The following is an 18,332-nucleotide window of genomic DNA, read 5'->3' on the forward strand; positions in this document are numbered from 1 at the left end:
GTATGGGCGGAGTGGTTGCCGGACCCGTGGCCGCACCTGCCTCGGTGCGGCCCCGGGTGTGGACGCGTCTTCGCTCAGGGCTTGAGCAGGGCCTTGACGGCGCGGCGCTCGTCCATCGCCCGGTAACCCTCGGCCACCTGGTCCAGGGGAAGGGTGAGGTCGAAAACCTTGCCCGGGCTGATGCGGCCGGTCAGCACGCGGTCGATCAGGTCGGGCAGGTAGCGGCGCACTGGGGCGGGGCCGCCGCGCAGGCCGACGTGGGAGAAGAACAGTTCCTCTCCGTCGACGGCCACCTCGTGCGGGACGCCGACGAAGCCGACGTTGCCGCCAGGGCGGGTGGAGTGCAGGGCCTGCCGCATCGAATCCGCGGTGCCGACGCACTCCAGCACGCTGTCGGCGCCGATGCCGCCGGTGAGGTCCTTGACGCGGGCGATGCCTTCGTCGCCGCGCTCGGCCACGATGTCGGTGGCGCCGAACTCCAGGGCGAGCTTCTGGCGGGACGCGTGACGGGACATGGCGATGATCCGCTCCGCACCCAGTTCCTTCGCGGCGATGACACCGCACAGGCCGACCGCTCCGTCGCCGACCACGACGGCCGTCGAGCCGGGCTTCACCTCGGCGGCGAGGGCGGCGTACCAGCCGGTTCCCATCACGTCGGACACGGCGAGCAGGCTGGGCACCATCTCGGCGTCCGGATGCTCGTTCGTGGCGACCAGGGTGCCGTGGGCGTTGGGGATGCGCACGTACTCGGCCTGGCAGGTGCTCATGAACTCGCGGTTCAGACAGGAGGACTGCCAGCCGTTCAGGCAGTTCACGCAGGTGTTGTCCGAGGTGGCGAAGGAGCCGATCACGAACTGGCCCGGCGCGACGTTGGTGACCTCGCTGCCGACCTCCTCGACGATGCCGACGTACTCGTGCCCCATGGGGTGCGGGTCGCCGACCGGCTCGAGACCGCGATAGGGCCACAGGTCCGAGCCGCACACACAGGTGGCGACCGTACGGATCACCGTGTCGGTCGGCTCGATGATCTTCGGGTCGTCGAGGTTCTCGAGGCGCACGTCGCCGGGGGCGTGGATGACTGCTGCGCGCATGGGGATGCTTCCTTCGGTGCCGGGATCGGTGAGCCACAGCCGTCGTGAGGAACGACTGCTCACGATCGAGCCTCACACGCGGGGGCAGGCGCGAAAAGCGGAGAGAAATATCCTGGGAGGGAAGCATCCGGGGAGGAAATTCTCCCCCCTTACGCAGGTGCGATCGATGTCATCCTGGGAAGCATGACCGCCAACGTTCCCCTCAATGAGCTGGGAGAATTCCTCAAGAAGCGCCGCTCAAAGCTGAGCCCCCGCACGGTAGGACTGCCCGAGACCGACAGGCCCCGCCGGGTGGAGGGACTACGCCGCGAGGAGGTCGCCCAGCTGGCCAATATCAGCACCGACTACTACACGCGCCTGGAACAGGGCCGTATGCAGGCGTCGGCGCCCGTGCTGGACGTCCTCGCCCGGGTACTCCATCTGGACGACGACGAGCGGGGCTACCTCTTCCAGCTCGCCGGAAAGACCACCACCCGCACCCGGCGCCGAGGCCGGCAGAAGGTCCAGCCACAGTTGCAGCGAGTCCTGGACGACCTCACCGCCACCCCGGCCATCGTGCAGGGCCGGCGCGGAGACATTCTCGCCTGGAACGCACTGGCCGCCGCCCTGGTCACCGACTTCTCCCGCCTCGCGGAAAAGCACCGGAACTACCCGCGGATCATCTTCACGGACCCCGCCATGCGCACCCTGTACGCCGACTGGAAGAGCTCCGCGCACATCGCCGTCGCCCAACTGCGCATGGAGGCCGCGAAGTATCCGGAAGACCCGCGCCTGATCGAGCTGGTCGGTGAACTGTCCATGCGCGACAAGCAGTTCGCCCGCTGGTGGGGCGATCACCACGTCGCCGCCCGCACCGTGGGCACGAAGACCCTCAACCATCCGGTCGTCGGCGAACTCGTCCTGGACTGGGACACCCTCACCGCCAACACCGACCCCGACCAGCACCTCACCGTCTGGACAGCCGCCCCCGGCTCCCCCACCCACGAACGGCTGCGCATCCTGGCCTCCTGGGCCGCCGACCAGAACTTGCCAGCCTCCTCCCCCGTCAGCTGACCGCGACGGGCCGCCGCCATGAAGGCGGCTGGAAGGGGCTGTCAGGCGGGTGCGAGCGCTGACATCCCGCGACCACGCGGCTACCCGAAGCCCGGCCCGCGCGACAGGCAGGTTCCTGGCACACCTTACGGAGGCTGCTCCAGGGTCCGTACTACTGCTCGGGGTCTCCCGCGAGGGGAGAGACGCCACGCCTTCATCGACGGCGTCAAAAGATCCGTCGGGGCGGATTCCCGTAGGCCCGTGGACCACCACGGTCACATCACGAGCCGCTGCACGTCCATCAGGCCGCGCACTCCCGTGCGGTGTTCCGCCGGAAGGATGTAGGTGCGCAGACCGCAGGCGGCCGCTCCGCCGTCGCGGACCGGGTTGTCACCGACCATCAGGGTGGCGCGGGGGTCCGCGCCGAGGTCGGCGCAGGCTTTGAGAAACAGCTGTGGGTCCGGCTTTTCGCGGCCCTGTTCGTAGGAGATCACGCAGGTGTCGATCAAGGCGTCCAGACCGTAGTGGACGAGGTGGGTGCGCAGGTCCCAGGCGAAGTCGCTGACGATGCCGACGCGCAGTCCGGGCTGGTGCAGGGCACGCAGGACCGGTTCGGTGTCGGGATAGGGAACCCAGGCGTCCGGAGCGGTGAGCTCCCGGTAGGCCGCCTCCTCCGCGCCGCGCAGGAAGTCCACCTGCTCCCACCATCCCCACATGGCGCGGCGGTGCCGTTCGGAAGAGAGATCACGGCCTTCCTGGAGGGCTACGACGGAGGGCAGCCGGAAGGCGGCGCGCAACTGCTCGGAGATCTTGGCCACCGCGCCGGGCTCGTCCAGCACAGCAAGGCGGCCGGCGGCGGAGCCGACCCGACGCAGCCACGTCTCGAGGTCGATCATCTGGAAGATGGTGTTGCTGAAGTCGAACAGGACGGCCTGGACCGGGGGCACCGGCGCCGCCTTCTCAGCGTCGCTGGGGCGGTAGGCGCTCGGAGTTTCGAACAGGGTGCGGGTCACAGGGAAGGCTCTTCGGGTTGGACCGTCTCGACGGGGACTCCGAGGTCGCGTATCGCCGCGAGTTCCGCGTCGGGGGTGGCGGTGTCGGTGATGACGGTGTGGTAGTCGGCCACGGTGCCGTACGCGTACGTGGCGGTCTTGCCGAACTTCGAGTGGTCCACCAGGAGCAGCGCCTGATCGGCGGAGGCAAGCATCGCCAGCTTGACCTCGACGTAGTCGTTCAGGGGGTGGAAGAGGCGTCCTTCCAGGACGGCGGTGGCGGACATCAGGGCGAGATCGGCCCGGATTTGGGACAGGGCGCGGGTGACGGTGGGGCCGGTGCAGGAGTTGAAGTCGCCGCGGTAGTGGCCACCCAGCAGGGTGACGTTCACCGCGGGGGCGGCGGATCCGAGGCGCTGCGCGAGGCCGACCGAGTTGGTGACGACGTGCAGCTGATCCACCTCCGCCAGCGCCGGGACCAGGGGGAACAGGGTGGTCGAGTCCTCCATGAGCACGGTGCTGCCCGGTCCGATCCGGTCGGCCACGGCTGCGCAGAGCGCGTTCTTGGCCGCGAGGGCGCTGTTCTCCCGGAAACGGGTGGCCGTCTCCATGGTGAGCGCGGGGAACGCGACGGCCCGCCCGCGCTCCTTGCGCAGCAGATGCCGCCCGGCGAGGTCGTCCAGGTCCCGGTGCATCGTCATCAGACTGACGTCGAAGTGCCGGGCGAGGTCGTCGATGCGGGTCTCGCCATGGTCGGCGACGTACCGCAGCACGGCCTGGCGCCGCTCCTCGACGGCCGCCTGTGACAGTCGCGTACGGGCGGTCACGGCGCCCCTCCTTCCCGGTCGCTCCGGTGTCGCAGTTTCCCACACGGGCCGGTGCGGGGCGGGGTCCGTCCGGCTCGCGGCCCTCGGGCCGTCCGTGCGACGGCTGCTCCGTACGACGTGCGTGTCCGCGTCCATGTCTGCAATCCCTGTCTGCGTGGGGCCGTGGGCTACGGTCCGTCCACCGTGACCAGCACCTTGACCTGTTCGGGGTCGACGGATGCGGCGAAAGCCTTGGCGGCGTCCTCCAGCGGGTAGGTGGCGGTGACGATCTCGGCGGTGTCGACGGCGCCGGACGAGATCAGGGACATCGCGGTGCGGTAGTCGTCGCCGGTGTACATCAGCGTGCCCTCGATGCGGATCTCCCGGTCCTGGACCAGGTCGAGGCGGACCGGGGTGGTGCCGGCGGCGCCGACGCCGACGACGATGATCGTGCCGCCCTTCGTGACCAGGTCGGTGGCCTGGGCGATGGACTGTTCGCGCGCCACGCAGTCGAAGACCACGTCGGCCGGTCCGCCGAGCGCCGCATGGGCCTGGTCGGCGAGGTCGGTGGCGTCGGCGGGCAGGGCCGTGTCGGCTCCCAGACGCAGGGCGCGGTCCCTCTTGCCCGGCAGCAGGTCGGTGACGGCGATCCTCGCGGCACCGGCGTGCCGGGCGGCGACGAGGACGAGCAGACCAATCGGCCCGGCTCCGAGCACGACGACCGTGCGTCCGGTGAGGTCACCTGCCTTCGCCACGGCGTGCACCGGGGTGGCCAGGGGTTCGACGAGGGCGGCCTCGATGTCGGTCATGCCGTCGGGAACGCGGTGGACGCGGTCGGCCGCGATGGTGAACAGGTCGGCCATGGCGCCGGGCGTCTGGCAGCCGAACACCTTCAACTCCTGGCAGATGTTGTAGCGGCCGGAGCGGCACTGGGGGCATCGGCCACAGTACAGGTTGGGCTCGATGATCACCCGGTCTCCGGGCGTGAAGTCCTCGGCTCCATTCCCTGCCGCGGCGACTACACCGACCGCCTCGTGGCCGGGGCGGTAGGGCAGGTCGATGAAGGGGTGGTGGCCGGCCGCCGCATGGGTGTCGGAGCCGCACACGCCGACGACGGTGGTACGCACCAGGAGTTCGTCGTCCCCGGGGACGGGGGCGGGCACCTCCTCGAGGGTGATGCCGTCGAGGGAGCGGACGAGAACGCGGCGGATCTGCTCGGTCATGTGGGGGTTCCGTTCGGTTCGGGCGTTCACGCGGTGGCGAGGCCGGGCTGGTTCTGGATCTTGCGGCCGATGCCTGTCTGGAAGCGGGCGACTGCGTCCGGGAACGCCGCCAGGGGAAGGCGGTCACTGATGAGGACGCGCGGGTCGATGACACCGGTGGCGAAGAGGTCCGCGGCGCGTTCGAAGCTGTGCAGGACCGCCATGGAGCCGGTGATCGTGATCTCCTGGTTGTAGATCCGGTACGGCTCGATGGTGGCCCAGGTGGCGTAGTCGGCGACCCCGAACTGCAGGTACGTACCGCCTTTGCCCACCGGGCCGAGGGCGTCCTGGATGGCTTTCGCGTTGCCGGTGGCGTCGACGACCAGGTCCCAGCCGTAGGGCGGCCGGTCGAGCTCGTCGGCGGACGCGGAACCGGCGGTGCAGCCCAGTTGCCATGCCGTGGCCAGGCGTTCGGCGTTGATGTCGACGACGTCGCCGCTCGCAGCGCCGGTGGCTTTGGCGAGCTGGAGCATCATCAGGCCCATGGTTCCGGCGCCGTAGACGAGCACGCGGGAGGCGAGTCGGCTGCGCAGGACGTCGTTGCCGCGCACCGCGCAGGACAGCGGCTCGATCAGGGCCGCGTCCTGGGCGTCCACGTGGTCGGGCAGTCGTACGCTTGACGGCGGGCGCCACGGCGTACTCGGCGGCGGCGCCCGGGTGGGTGACGCCGATGGCGGCCCAGCGTTCGCAGAGGTTGTTGTGGCCGAGGCGGCAGTAGTGGCACTCGAAGCAGTACAGCGACGGGTCCACGGCGACCTGGTCACCGAGCGCGAGTTCGGTGACCTCGCTGCCGCGGCCCACGACCTCCCCGGCGAACTCGTGGCCGGGGATGATGGGCAGTTTCGGGGCGAACTCCCCCTGGAGGATGTGCAGATCTGTGCCGCTCAGCCCGGTGGCCGCGACCTCGACGACGACCTCGCGCGGGCCGGGAGCGGGGTCATCGACCGTGGTGATCTCGACGCTGCCGGGCTGGGTGATGACGGCTGCCTTCACTTGACGGCTCCCAGGGAGAGGCCGCGGACGAGCTTGTCCTGGGCGGCGAAACCGGCGATGAGGACGGGCAGCGAGACCAGCGTGGCGGCGGCGCACAGCCGTGCGAGGAACAGGCCCTCGTTGGTGATGAAGCCGACCAGGAACACCGGTGCGGTGGACGCCTGGGTCGCGGTGAGGTTCACGGCGAACATGAACTCGTTCCAGCTGAAGATGAAGCAGATCAGCGAGGTGGCGGCGAGTCCGGGCATGGCGACGGGTGCGACGATCCGCCACAGCACGGTGAGCAGGCCCGCGCCGTCGACCTCGGCCGCTTCCAGGATCTCCTTGGGGACCTCGGCGAGGAAGGAGCGCATCATCCACACCGCGATCGGGAGGTTCATGGCGGTGTAGAGGATGACCAGCGTCCATACGTTGTCCAGCATCCCGGCGTCCTTGACGATCAGGTACACCGGCAGCAGGGCCGCGATGGCGGGGAGGAACTTGGTGGAGAGGAAGAAGAACATCACGTCGGTCCACTTCTTCACCGGCTTGATGGACAGTGCGTAGGCCGTCGGCACCGCCAGTGCGAGCACCAGCAGGGTCGAGAAGACGCTCGCCATGGCCGAGTTGAGGAGGAAGGGGGTGATGTTCCGGCTGAACAGCAGTTTGTACTGGTCGACGGTGAGGGGCGCGAAGGGGGTCGGTGGGTTGGTCGCCGCGTCGGCTTCCTGGTGGAAGGAGGTGAGCACCATCCAGGCCACCGGCGCGAAGAACGCGAGTGTGGCCAGCCAGGCGACGAAGGTCCACAGGGGAGAGAGCCGGGGCTCACCGCCCCGGTCCTCCCTGCGGCGGAAGAGCTTTGTGAACTTCGCCCCGGGCGCGGCGACTGCCGCGTGAGCGGTCATCGGGACACCTCCTCGCGGAACAGCGACGCGATGGTGCGCAGCGCGAAGGTCGCGATAACGAACGCGCCGAGGACGACGACGACACCGGCGGCGGCCGCCTCGCCGTACTCGTACTTGCGGAACATGGTCAGGTAGATCTCGTAGGGCAGGTTGGTGGTCTGGGAACCGGGGCCGCCCTGGGTGATGGTGAAGACCGCGTCGAAGGTCTGCACGACGTAGATCGTTCCGAGCAGGATGCCCAGCTCGATGTACTGGCGCAGATGCGGCAGCGTGATGTGCCGGAAGGTCGCCGTGGCCGACGCGCCGTCCATGCGGGCCGCCTCCAGGACGTCACCGGGCTGGGCCTGCAGGCCGGCCAGCAGGATCAGCATCATGAACGGGGTCCACTGCCAGACCAGCGACACCACGACGGCGGGCATCGGGTAGGAGGAGATCCAGTCGACCGTGGGGCCGTTGTCCGCGCCGAACAACCGGTAGACGGCGTCGAGGGTGCCGTTGAGCAGTCCGTAGTCGGGGTTGTAGATGGCGTGCTTCCACAGCAGCGCCGCCGCGACCGGCATGACCAGGAACGGGGCGATGAGCAGCGTGCGCGCCAGCCCGCGGCCGGCGAAGCGGCGGTCGAGGAGCATCGCCAGACCGAGGCCGAGGATCACACTGATGATCACCACCGACGCGGTGAGCACGACGGTGTTGAGCACGGCCGTGCGCAGCCGTTCGTCGGTGAAGACGAACGTGAAGTTGGACAGGCCGACGAAGTGCCGCTCGCCCGGCTTGAGGATGTTCCACTGGAACGTGGAGATGATCAACGTGGCCACGAACGGCAGCTGCGTGACGACAATGGTGAAAATCAGCGCGGGCAGCAGCGGGATACGGCGCTTCCACGTGGCCGTGTCCGAGGACTTCCGGGGACGGGCGGGTGGGGGTGCTGTCTTGGGGGGTGCGGTGAGCGTGGTCATGAAGGGTTCCTCTGCCGGTAAAGGCCGGGGGCTGGGAAGCGCCGCCCGGCCGACGCCGAGGCCGGCCGGGCGCTGAAGGTCACTTCTGGTAGTTCTTGGCGACGTCCTCGGCGAGCTTCTGGCCGTCGTCGAGGGCCTTGTCCACGCTGGTCTTGCCGGCGATGGCGGCCGAGATCTCCTGGGTGACCTTCGTTCCCAGGTCCTGGAACTCCGGGATGGCCACGTACTGGATGCCCACGGTCGGCCGGGGCTGGACGCCCGGGTTGGCCGGGTCGGCTCCCTCGATGGACTTCAGGGTGATGTCACCGAACGATCCGGCGGCCTTCTGGTACTGCGGGAGCTCGTAGGTGCTGGCCCGCTTGCCGGCCGGGACCCGCGACCAGCCGAGCTTCTCGCCGACCAACTTCTCGTACTTCTTGCTCGACGCCCACAGCATGAACTGCGAGGCGGCGTCGGCGTTCTTCGTGGTCTTGGGCATGGCCCACGCCCAGGCCCACAGCCAGCCGCTGCTCTTGGTCTCGACGGTGGGTGCGTAGGCGTAGCCGACATGGCCGGCGATCTTGCTGGAGCCGGTGTCCTCGAGGGAGCCCGCCGCGCTGGTCGCGTCGTACCACATGGCGACCTTCTTCTGGCTCATGGCGTTGAGGCACTCGGTGAACCCGGCCTGCGGGGCGCCCGCCTCGCCGTGCTTGCGGACCAGGTCGACGTAGAAGTTCGTGGCCTTCTTGAACGCCGGGCTGTTGACCTGGGCCTTCCAGTCCTTGGTGAACCAGGTGCCGCCGAAGGTGTTGACCACGGACGTCAGCGGCGCACCCAGCTCCCCCCAGCCGGCCAGGCCGCGCAGGCAGATGCCCTTCATGCCGGGCTCGGCGCCGTCGACCTTGGCCGCGATGTCGGCGATCTGCTGCCAGGTCGGGTGCTCGGGCACCGTGACGCCCTTCGCGCTCATGACGTCCTTGTTGTACATGAGCATGGAGGACTCGCCGTAGAACGGCAGGGCGTAGAGCTTGCCGTCCGAGCCGGACAGCGACGTGACCATTGGCTTGAGCAGGTCGCTCGTGTCGAAGCCGGTGTCCTTGTCGGCGTAGGAGCCGAGCTCGTGCAGCCAGCCGTTCTTGGTCCAGATCGGGACCTCGTAGGCGCCGATGGTGGCGACGTCGTACTGGCCGGCCTGGGTGGCGATGTCCTGGGTGACCTTGTCGCGCAGCTCGTTCTCGGGAAGGATCGTGAAGTTGACCTTGATACCGGTGTCCTTGGTGAAGGTGCTCTTGGTCAGTTTCGCGATGTCCTCCATCTGCGGGTTGCCGACCATCAGCACGTTGATGCTCTTCCCTCCACCCGAGGCCCCGCCGGCTCCGGCTCCGGCTCCGGAACAGGCCGTGGTGAGCAGGGCGGTGGCGGCGGCGCCGGCTATGAGGGCGTATCTGGTCGATGCCATGTGACGGGGGAACCTCTCGTGCGGGTTCGCCGGGACCTCGACTGAGGCGCGGCGGGTCGAGCAGGGGGTGTGGATGCGTCCTTGGGGAGTCGGGCGCGTTTCGATGGCCGAATTATTAGCAGGAGACTGCGCTGTTGTTAACACATCTTGCGAGAAATTCTCTTCATACTTATCGTCAAGCGGTCTCTGAGGGCTACGAGACTCCACCGAACAGCCCAGTCCCGAACCCTCGACCTCGCCACCGCCGTCCCCGAGGAACCCACACGAGCACCAGACCGGAACCCGCAGACCAGCCTGCCGTCGTCGTCGCCGGAGACGCTCTGGTGGACCTCACCACCGCCCGCACGGCCGACGGTGCCGCGGCGTTCCAGCCACGCCCGGGCGGCTCGTGCCTCAAGGTCGCCGCCGGTCTCGGCCGACTCCGAGTCCCCACGGCACAGCTCGCGCGCATCTCCGACGACCACTTCGGCGATCTCCTGCGCGCGCACCTCGCGGCCTCCGGCACACGGCTCACCCATGCGCTGCCTGCCTCCGACCCCACCGCTCTCGCCGCCGTGCATCTGCGCGAGGACGGGTCGGCCGCCTACTCCTTCGACGCGAACGGCACCGTCGACCGCGGCCTGCGCCCTGAACACCTCGCCGCTCTCCCGGACGGCGGCACGCTGCCCGCGGGGACGGCCCTGCACCTCGGGTTGCTGGGTCTGCTGCCCGAACCCCTGGCCTCCACGCTCGACGGACTGATTCGCCGGGAGGCGGGCCGGCGGCTGGTGTCCCTCGACCCGAACGTGCGGCTCACCGACCTCGCCGCCTATCTCCGCCGGTTCGCCGAGTGGGTGGCGCTCGCCGACATGGTGAAGGCGAGCGACGAGGACCTGGCCTGGCTCCACCCCGGTGAGTCGTATGAGGGGGTGGCCGAACGCTGGCTCGAGTCCGGGGCAGGACTCGTCCTGATCACGTTCGGCTCCCGGGGCGCCTGCGCCGCCGGCCGCGACGCCCGTGTCCATGCGCCGGCCTCGGCGGTCCGGGTAGTCGACACTGTCGGAGCGGGCGATGCCTTCACCGCCGGAGTGCTCCCCCATCTGCACCGCACCGGCCGACGCAGCCGCGAAGGACGCCGTGGAGATGGCTGCCGACACCTGCACCCGCGCCGATGCCCAGCCGCCGTACCGCTACGACGGCGTGACGACCCCCGTGTAGAGGCAGTGGCCATGCCTGGATGCCCGTCGCTCCCTCATGTCGCCGGCTCGCCCGGCGCTCACTCCGGAGCCTCGCGCGCGTCCAGGCGAGCCCAGACCGGTCCGAGAGCCTCCAACGCCTCTCGGTACACCGCATACGCCTCGTCGAGTACGGCGACCCGGTCGGGGCGGGGTTCGTAGCGCCTGAGTACGTGGGGGGTGGCGCGCGGGTCCGTCACGTCGTCGAGCAGTCCGACGGCTGTGGCCGCGAGCAGCGCCGCTCCCCGGGCAGCACTCTCCTGCACGTCGGTCACCACGACCGGCCGCCGTAGGGCGTCGGCGAACATCTGGCTCCATACCGCACTGTGTGCGGCCCCGCCGGTCAGCCGGGCCGCAGCCCCGGTGATCGGCAGCTGCGAGCGGAGCGCGTCGACATGCCAGCGGTGGTTGAGGACCACGCCTTCCATCAGGGCCCGCAGCAGGTGGCCGCGGCCGTGCCAGCCGCGCAGTCCGAGGAACGTCCCGGACGCGGGATGCGGGTGCGGGGAGCCGTAGACGAACGGGTGGAACAGCACCTCCGACGGACCGTCCAGGCATGCCTCGACCTCGCGGCCGATCGCCTCATGGACGCCGTACCGCTGGTCGGTCGGTGCACCGGTGACCCGCAGGAACCATTCCAGGTTCGCCACCGACGCGGGTGAGGTGGACATGGTCATCCACTGGCCCGGGCGGACGAAGTGACGGACCTGCCAGCGCGGATCGACGACCGGGCGCTCGCTGACCATCTGGTTGATGCTGAACGACCCGGCGATCAAGCACAGTTCGCCCGGCGTCGTGCCGCCGATCCCGAGCGCGGCGGCATCGACGTCATGGGCACCCGTGACAACGGGCGTGCCGGCGGTGAGCCCGGTGAGCGCCGCGGCCTCACGGGTGACGGTTCCGCTCACCGCGTCGCAGGGCAGCACGGGCGGCAGCAGGCGGGCGAGCGCGCCGAGGCCGTACAGGTCGAGCAGCTCTGGCGAGTATCCGCCGCGGCGCATGTCCGTGAACGAGGCACTGGCGTCCGTGGGATCGGTGGCCACCGCGCCTGTCAGTCTCAGGCGCAGCCAGTCCTTGCAGGACAGAAGCCACCGGGCCTGCCGAAGCACTCCCGCCTCGTGGCGGGCGAGCCAGGCCAGCAGGGCGGCCGGGGAACCAGCGAACGGCACCGTGCCCGACATCTCCAGGGCGCGCGACCAGACCGGAGTGCCCCGCCACTCCACCAGCATTGGTTCGGCGCGCGTGTCCATCGCCACGATCCCGGCCCGCACCGGCCGGGCGAACCCGTCGACGGCGTACAGGCCGTCGCCGTGCCCGGCCAGTCCCACCGCGGCGACGGCTCGCCCCGCGTCCGGTCCTACCTCGGCGAGACAGGCGGCGATTGCCTGGAACGCGGTCCGCCACACCTCGTCCATATCCCTCTCCACCCAATGAGGTCGAGGGGTCTTCAGGGGCACTGTGCCGCTGCCGCGCGCCACCGCTCGGCCGGTGGCGTCGAACAACACGGCCTTGGTCACGGTATGGCCGGCGTCGACGCCGAGCACCAGTTCACGCGTCACAGCTCACACCCGCCCCAGGCCGAGGGCAGTGTCCGTCGCGGCGCACCGGCCGGTCGCCACGAGTCCGGCGACGAGCCGCGCCGAACGCAGCATCCCGGCCGCGCCGGAGCCCTTTGGCTGCCGCTCAGTCAACGCCGCGCCCCGGTCCGAAACGGGCCGCACACTCTGCCACGGCGTCGGCGTACCCGGTGGGGACCATCGATCACCGATGACCGGAACGCACACCGGGGTCTCCTCGCGTGCCGAAGCCACCATCCACCGGGCCGATCGTCCCACATAGCCGGTCGACGCGCCCTGACCGTCATCTGTCCGACGCCGTCTGACACACCGTCGGAACAAGCGTCGAAGACAGCGCCCCTCAGCCCCGGTGAACCAGCACTTCTCGCCCGCCGCTCCCACGCACTCGCAGGTCGGGCGGGCGTTGCCCCACCTGGCGAGCCCTTGACGTCATGCACCTGCAGAAAGATGTCGTCACGATCCGTTCGCAACTTGCGACATCAGCAAAGCAGCAGGTCAGACACCCTTTGCCGCGGGCTCAAGAATGGCCACGCATTCCACGTGCGACGTCATCGGAAAGATATCGGCTTCGGCGAGATTCGGAAAGACGCAGGTCAGAGCCCAATCACGGACCGCTGTACCGCCTGCGGGCGCCCGGAGCGTCAAATGAGCGTCATGACCAACAGCCCCCTCGTCGGGTGGTACAGGCGAGGCTGCCTCAACTCGTCCACGTCGGTTCTCCCCCCTAGGCGGCCTGGGCACGGGAGCGCACAGCAGCTGCTGATCAACTGGTGGACCACCAGCAGCCACCCCAGGGTCCGACGAGGGCAGCCCAAGACCCGTCACTGGTCAGGGCCGGGACCGCAGCCGGTCGGATGAGAAGCCGCTGGATGCTCCAAGGCCCGTGCCACGTACGGTGCGCCTGGTGCGGACCCGTCCCGCGGCAAAAGGCGTTAATGGCTCTCAGGCGAGGACGACTGGCTTGCCGCTCAGCGCCACACCGGCTTGGCGTAGCTCACTGATCGCGGTGCTGGTGGTATCGGCGGCAACGCCGGCGGTGTAGTCGAGCAGGACCCGGACTGCGAAGCCCGCTCGTACGCCGTCGAGCGCGGTGGCCTTCACACAGTGGTCGGTAGCGATGCCGACGACGTCGAGCTTGCTGATGTGGCGGGCGCGCAGCCAGTCGGCCAGTGATGTGCCGTCCTCAGCCGAGCCCTCGAAGCCGCTCTTCGAGGCGGAGTACGCCCCCTTGTAGAAGACCTCGTGCACACCGCCAGAGGTGACGGCGGGCGCGAAGTCCGGATGGAACTCGCCTCCGTCGCCGCCGACGACGCAGTGCTCGGGGAAGGAGTTCTGGAAGTCCGGGTGCTCGGAGAAGTGGTCTCCCGGGTCGATGTGGTGGTCACGGGTGGCGACGATGTGCGCGTACCTGCCATCGGCGCGCCGCACCAGGTCGGCGATGGCCACGGCCCTGCCCGCGCCGCCCTTCACCGGGATGCTGCCGCCTTCGCAGAAGTCCTTCTGCACATCAACAACGATCAATGCACGGCGCACGGAGACCCTTTCCCCTCGGAAGAACCCATTGCCGGTATGGTCGCTCCCCCCGTCGGTGGGCCGACGCAGCACTCGCCAGAACTCACCCGATAGGGACGCACTTGGTGAAAGTGTCCAGCTGCGGGTCGAGCACCTGGCCGAGGCTCAAGCACCTGGCACACTGCTGGGTTGTCCGCCGTCTGGCGCATCGGACCGATCGGCCGACTTCCGGACCGCGCGGCCAAGGAAGTCGGCCTCGACGGGGCCCCGCAGCCGCAGAGCTCACTCTCTGTGAGGCTTGTCTAGAGCAGAGCCCGCGCCCTTACGGGTGTGCTGGCTTGCGGTGATAGCCGGGCGCGTGCGGCGCAGTGTGTCGTGCAGGGGAGTGGAGTGGGTTGGGGGTGTGCGTCGCGCGCTTGGTGGTCACTCCCTGTCCCTCTGGCCGCTTGCACCCTGATTCCGGCGTGGACATGGCCTGTTGGCCCACCGCCACACCGCCGACGCCCTGCACCTCCTGGACCAGGTGCGGCCGGAGCCGGTGGCGGCCGCCGAACTGGCGGCCCTGGCCGACCTGATCACCCACCGCGACCACTGACCCTTCTGGGGCAACGCTGTTCCCGCAGCCCACACCGGTTCCGCACGCCGTTCCATCAACGAAAAGGGAGAACTCACAGATGCACCCTGCCGACCTGCCCGAGGGGTTTTGGACCTTCTACTGCCCCCTCGAGGAGGAAACCGGCACCGATGCGGAACGCCTGAGTGCCAACAGCGCCGCCTGGGCGCAGAAGTTCGACCTCGGCCGCGGCGATCCGAACGTTTCCGCGCTGTACGGGGTGGGAGGGGCCGCCATGATCACCCATGTCTTCCCGCACGCCACCACGAACCCCGACCTGGCCCAGGCACTGGCCGACTACAGTAGCTGGGCCTTCATGACCGACGACTTCATCGTGCCCGACCCGGACGCCACGGCCGACGACCTGGTCCGCGAGGTCGGAGGAGCCCTCGGCATCGCCGTCCTGAGTTCCCTCCTCGCCACCCAGCACACACACCACCCTCAACCCAACACGCTCAGGGACCGTTGCAGCATTCCACACCAGCAGCCCCCTCTGCCGTCCTCCCGGAGACGTCCTCGGTGACCTTCATGAACGGCCTGCACACCGCCTCCTGGGCCGCCGCGGTGGCCGCCCTGTCCGTAGCGCTCATCGCCGCCGCATGGCTGCTCCGCTGCGCAGGGCCGGCGCACCCTGCCGGACCTGCTCGCGCACCACAGCTCGAGAGTGAACTCCGAGGAACGTCACATCCAGGGAAGCTCCACTGAACCGGCAAGGGCATTGACGTGCGCCGGCAGGCGCTCCCGCCGAGTCTGTTGACCTGGAACGCCTGAACATCACGCACGAGGCTGCTCTTGAAACCGACTTCCGGGGACAGCACCGAGCCGCCCGGGCAACTGCCGCACGGCTACCGAGAAATCCTCACCCTCTTCGAACGAGCGGAAGAAGGTCCAGGCGCCAGGACGTCTCCCACCCGCTCCGTATCGGACTGGAGCCACGACACACCGAAGGCTCGGCAAGCTGAACGCCTGGTCAGCCGCGGCGAACTCATCGAGCCCGAACCTGGCCTCTTAGTCCTACTCCTGCCCAAACCCCATGCCGGACACCGACTCAAAATGAACCACGACGAATCACCGCAGAACACATTTTGAGACGTCCGAGGAGACCGACTGTCAGCCCCGGATGCCTTCCTTGGGCCGTAGAAACGCTTCTGCAGGATCGACGATTCACGAAAGATCCACGCTCCGGTGAAGGTTCGAATAATCCTTTTCAGCCGTTTTGGCCACTGAGAGTAATTACAGCAACACGCAACGTATTCGCCCGGTTAGGCTCCTTACAGCGGACGCATCAGGCCCGCCGCCGGGACCGGCGCGGGCTTCCGCCTTCCCCTTTTGCCGCGAGTAGAGGGCTGGATTGCCGTGACAGCACGTGTTGAAGAGGTACGGAGGCTCCTCGACCAGACGGCGGGGGGGACGGTCGAGATCCCCCCGTCCCTCTTCACCGACCCGGACGCCGCAGCGCTCGTCTTTCCGGGCGGCACGGTGCGGATCAACGGCGCGGTGTGCGATCCGCAGGCTCTGTCGGTCGGCGGGTGGGCCACGATCACCGCGTCTACGGCGCCGGTGGACCTCGCGTTCACCGCAGACGGCGAACGGGTGACCGGAGCGCTGGCCACCGTAGATCTCGGCCGGGGCTGCACCCTGGTCCTGATCGACGGGGCCCCGGCTGGTACGGATCTGCCTGCCGGCGCCTGGGCCCTGGCGGACGGCCGGGCGCTGCGGCTGACCCGGCGCACACCCGCGCCACCGACCGACCCCGGGCGCCTGGACGGCCTGGGCAGGGCCCTGCCCACATTGCAGCACCGCGGCAGCACAGCACGCGACCACGCACTTCGGGCGCTGGTTACGGACGACGGCATCCTCATCCCCCGCCGCGGGCCGCAGCGCCGCAAGGGCATGCGGCTCCTAGAAGCACCATCAGCGCAGGGCTGGTCACCGATCGGCACACCCGGCGGTGCGGACGGCATGGGTGTCGACTACACGTGTCCGCCACTGCGGATCGCCGGCATGCTGACCGCGCTGCCGTCCTCCCCGTCATACAAGACGGTGGTCGGCGGCTCGTTGCTGGTGGACACCGGGGCGTTCAACGGCTCGGCGGTGGGCGCCTACGTGATCCCCAAGGGCAGCGGCGCGGATCCGTCGCTGTTCGCCTACGGGTCGCTGGGCAGCGCCACCGGGTTCGGGCCGCCCATGTTCCAGCTGCGCGGCATCTCGGCCGGGTTCGGGTGGAACAGCCGGGTGCGACCTCCTGCCGTCGAGGAACTGTCCGGGTTCCCGTTTCTGATCGCGCTGGACAATCCCGGCGCGATCGGGGCCGATGACCCCGTGGTCGAGCCGGTCAAGGTGCTGGGAAAGCTGATCGGCGGTGACAATCCGTGGGTGCGCCCCCAGCAGGGGGACCTATGGTTCGCCGCCGGTCTGGCCTTCGACTGCTTCGAGACGTTCAGCGGCCGCGCGATGGCCTTGGTGCAGACCGGATCGGACCTGACGATCAGCCTGCTCGGCGTGGCCGGCATGCAGCTGCCCACGAAGAGCGCCAAGAAGATCGCCCGGTTGGAGATCGGCCTTGAGGCCACAGTGCGCCCGACAGCGGGGGAGATGAGCTTCGCCGCGGCGTTCACCGAGAAGACGTTCCTGATCGACCCGAACTGCAAGCTGCGCGGTGGCGTCGGCATGAAGTTCTGGTTCGGCAACCACGCCCACGCCGGTGACTTCGCGTTCATGCTCGGCGCGCCCCCCAAGGGGCGGGAACTGCCCGACCGGTACCCCAAGCAGCAGCCCGCCGAGCTCGCCTGGAGTGTCGGCTCCAACGTCAACATCACTGGCCGCGCCTACGCCGCGTTCACCCCGAAGTCCCTCATGGCCGGCGGCTCCCTCGACGTCGTCTTCCAGTCCGGCATGCTGCGCGCCTGGCTCAACGCCCATGTGGACGCGCTGCTGGAGTGGAACCCCTTCTACTTCGACGTCGGCATGGGAGCGCGAGTCGGAGTCTCCGCGACCATCAAAATCTGGTTCGTCAAGATCAAGATCTCGATCGAGGTCGGCGTGAGCGTCCGCGTCTGGGGCCCCGCGGTCGGCGGCGAGGCCACCGTCCACCTCTGGTTCATCTCATTCACGATCGGCTTCGGCGCCGACCGGCGAAGCGAGACCCCCGCGCTGGACTGGGGCGGCTTCCAGGACATGCTGCCGCCGCCCGAGAACATGGTCCGCACCACTGCGATCGCCGGCTACACCGGTGAGGGAGCCCCCGCCACTCGTGGTGCGGTCAAGCCGTGGCTGATCAGCAGCGGTGGCCTCACCTTCACCGCCGACACCCAGGCACCCGTCAGCAAGGTCTACCTGAACGAGGGAGACGACAGCATCGAGGTCGCCACCGACAGGACGGTGGACATCCTGCCCATGCACGTGCGGGGCAAGGGCAGCGAACTGCGCGTCCGGCTCGACCGCGACTGTCACCCCTACACGCTGATGCCCTGGGGCCGCGCGATCCTGCGCGGCAACGTGCCCAACGGCCTGTGGGGCGAGCGGCCGGACGCGCCGAACGACGGGATCATCCCCGACCGGATCCTCGGGATCCGGCTGACGTCGCCGCCGGTCGACCACGGCACCTCCACCGGTTTCCTCGACGAGCAGGCCATCTCCTTCGACCCGATCAACCCCGACGGCAACCAGCCGCTGTCCGCCGGCGAGCCGGCCACGGGCCCGACGCCGACGCGGCCGGACGGCGTCATCGCCGTGATCAAGGGCGGCATCGACACCACCGCCACCCGCGCCAACCGCACCGCCTTGGCCCAGGCCCTAACCGGCCTCGGCGCCGACCTCGGCGCGCTCGACACCGACCTGAGCGCCTACGCGCACGCCGTCGGCACCGCCTTCACCGCCGAGCCGATGCTCGTCGCCGGCTGACCGGACGCGCCGCACCGGGCCGCCCACACCGTCCCCGCTGGGCGGCCCGCACCGCCATG

At 69.3% G+C, this 18,332-nt stretch carries 12 protein-coding genes and 2 pseudogenes; 4 read left to right on the top strand and 10 right to left on the bottom strand.

All coding sequences use genetic code 11. The features are described from left to right. Window positions 1-74: 74 nt before the first annotated feature. On the bottom strand, window positions 75-1,091 hold the full coding sequence (locus tag ACIBVL_RS29110; RefSeq protein ID WP_399101502.1) for a zinc-dependent alcohol dehydrogenase family protein: 1,017 nt from the start codon (window positions 1,089-1,091) through the stop codon (window positions 75-77). A 183-nt stretch (window positions 1,092-1,274) separates the two neighbouring features. Here ACIBVL_RS29110 and ACIBVL_RS29115 point away from each other — a divergent pair, with 183 nt between their 5' ends. After that, window positions 1,275-2,144, top strand: a complete 870-nt coding sequence (locus tag ACIBVL_RS29115) for a helix-turn-helix domain-containing protein (RefSeq protein WP_399101504.1) — start codon at window positions 1,275-1,277, stop codon at window positions 2,142-2,144. Window positions 2,145-2,398: 254 nt separating this feature from the next. On the opposite strand, the gene ACIBVL_RS29120 is transcribed toward ACIBVL_RS29115, so the two are convergent. From ACIBVL_RS29120 to ACIBVL_RS29150, 7 genes and pseudogenes are all read right to left on the bottom strand, one after another. Further along, window positions 2,399-3,136 carry an HAD family hydrolase gene (locus ACIBVL_RS29120; protein WP_399101506.1) on the bottom strand — a complete coding sequence of 246 codons (738 nt, stop codon included), beginning with the start codon at window positions 3,134-3,136 and terminating at the stop codon, window positions 2,399-2,401. Continuing rightward, entirely contained in the window at window positions 3,133-3,942 is an 810-nt protein-coding gene (locus ACIBVL_RS29125; protein WP_399101508.1) for a DeoR/GlpR family DNA-binding transcription regulator, read from the bottom strand. The genes ACIBVL_RS29120 and ACIBVL_RS29125 overlap by 4 nt, the downstream gene beginning before the upstream one ends. Window positions 3,943-4,109: 167 nt before the next feature. Beyond that, on the bottom strand, window positions 4,110-5,144 hold the full coding sequence (locus ACIBVL_RS29130; RefSeq protein WP_399101510.1) for a zinc-binding dehydrogenase: 1,035 nt from the start codon (window positions 5,142-5,144) through the stop codon (window positions 4,110-4,112). A gap of 26 nt (window positions 5,145-5,170) precedes the next feature. Continuing rightward, window positions 5,171-6,176 (bottom strand): annotated as a pseudogene (locus ACIBVL_RS29135) (zinc-dependent alcohol dehydrogenase family protein). Then, window positions 6,173-7,060: a carbohydrate ABC transporter permease gene (locus ACIBVL_RS29140; RefSeq protein ID WP_399101512.1), complete on the bottom strand. Its 888-nt coding sequence runs from the start codon at window positions 7,058-7,060 to the stop codon at window positions 6,173-6,175. Before ACIBVL_RS29140 ends, ACIBVL_RS29135 begins: the two are co-directional and overlap by 4 nt. Next, window positions 7,057-8,016 (bottom strand): carbohydrate ABC transporter permease, encoded by a 960-nt coding sequence (locus ACIBVL_RS29145; protein WP_399101514.1) that lies wholly within the window; start codon window positions 8,014-8,016, stop codon window positions 7,057-7,059. Before ACIBVL_RS29145 ends, ACIBVL_RS29140 begins: the two co-directional genes overlap by 4 nt. Window positions 8,017-8,095: 79 nt before the next feature. After that, on the bottom strand, window positions 8,096-9,454 hold the full coding sequence (locus tag ACIBVL_RS29150; RefSeq protein ID WP_399101516.1) for an ABC transporter substrate-binding protein: 1,359 nt from the start codon (window positions 9,452-9,454) through the stop codon (window positions 8,096-8,098). 134 nt (window positions 9,455-9,588) lie between these two features. Here ACIBVL_RS29150 and ACIBVL_RS29155 point away from each other — a divergent pair. Continuing rightward, a pseudogene (locus tag ACIBVL_RS29155) lies at window positions 9,589-10,533 on the top strand (PfkB family carbohydrate kinase); the annotation flags it as partial. A gap of 176 nt (window positions 10,534-10,709) precedes the next feature. On the opposite strand, the gene ACIBVL_RS29160 reads toward ACIBVL_RS29155, so the two are convergent. After that, window positions 10,710-12,227, bottom strand: coding sequence for an FGGY-family carbohydrate kinase (locus tag ACIBVL_RS29160; RefSeq protein ID WP_399101518.1), 1,518 nt, complete (start codon window positions 12,225-12,227; stop codon window positions 10,710-10,712). A 960-nt stretch (window positions 12,228-13,187) separates the two neighbouring features. Continuing rightward, complete coding sequence (locus ACIBVL_RS29165; RefSeq protein ID WP_399101520.1) at window positions 13,188-13,778, bottom strand: isochorismatase family protein; 591 nt, start codon at window positions 13,776-13,778, stop codon at window positions 13,188-13,190. 653 nt (window positions 13,779-14,431) lie between these two features. Between ACIBVL_RS29165 and ACIBVL_RS29170 the strand changes: the two genes are divergently transcribed. Both ACIBVL_RS29170 and ACIBVL_RS29175 read left to right on the top strand, forming a co-directional pair. Further along, window positions 14,432-14,893, top strand: a complete 462-nt coding sequence (locus tag ACIBVL_RS29170) for a hypothetical protein (protein WP_399101522.1) — start codon at window positions 14,432-14,434, stop codon at window positions 14,891-14,893. An 833-nt stretch (window positions 14,894-15,726) separates the two neighbouring features. Then, on the top strand, window positions 15,727-18,273 hold the full coding sequence (locus tag ACIBVL_RS29175; protein WP_399101524.1) for a DUF6603 domain-containing protein: 2,547 nt from the start codon (window positions 15,727-15,729) through the stop codon (window positions 18,271-18,273). Window positions 18,274-18,332: the final 59 nt, after the last annotated feature.

Origin of the sequence: Streptomyces sp. NPDC049687, from assembly GCF_044465285.1 — a bacterium.
Taxonomy (GTDB): Bacteria; Actinomycetota; Actinomycetes; order Streptomycetales; family Streptomycetaceae; genus Streptomyces.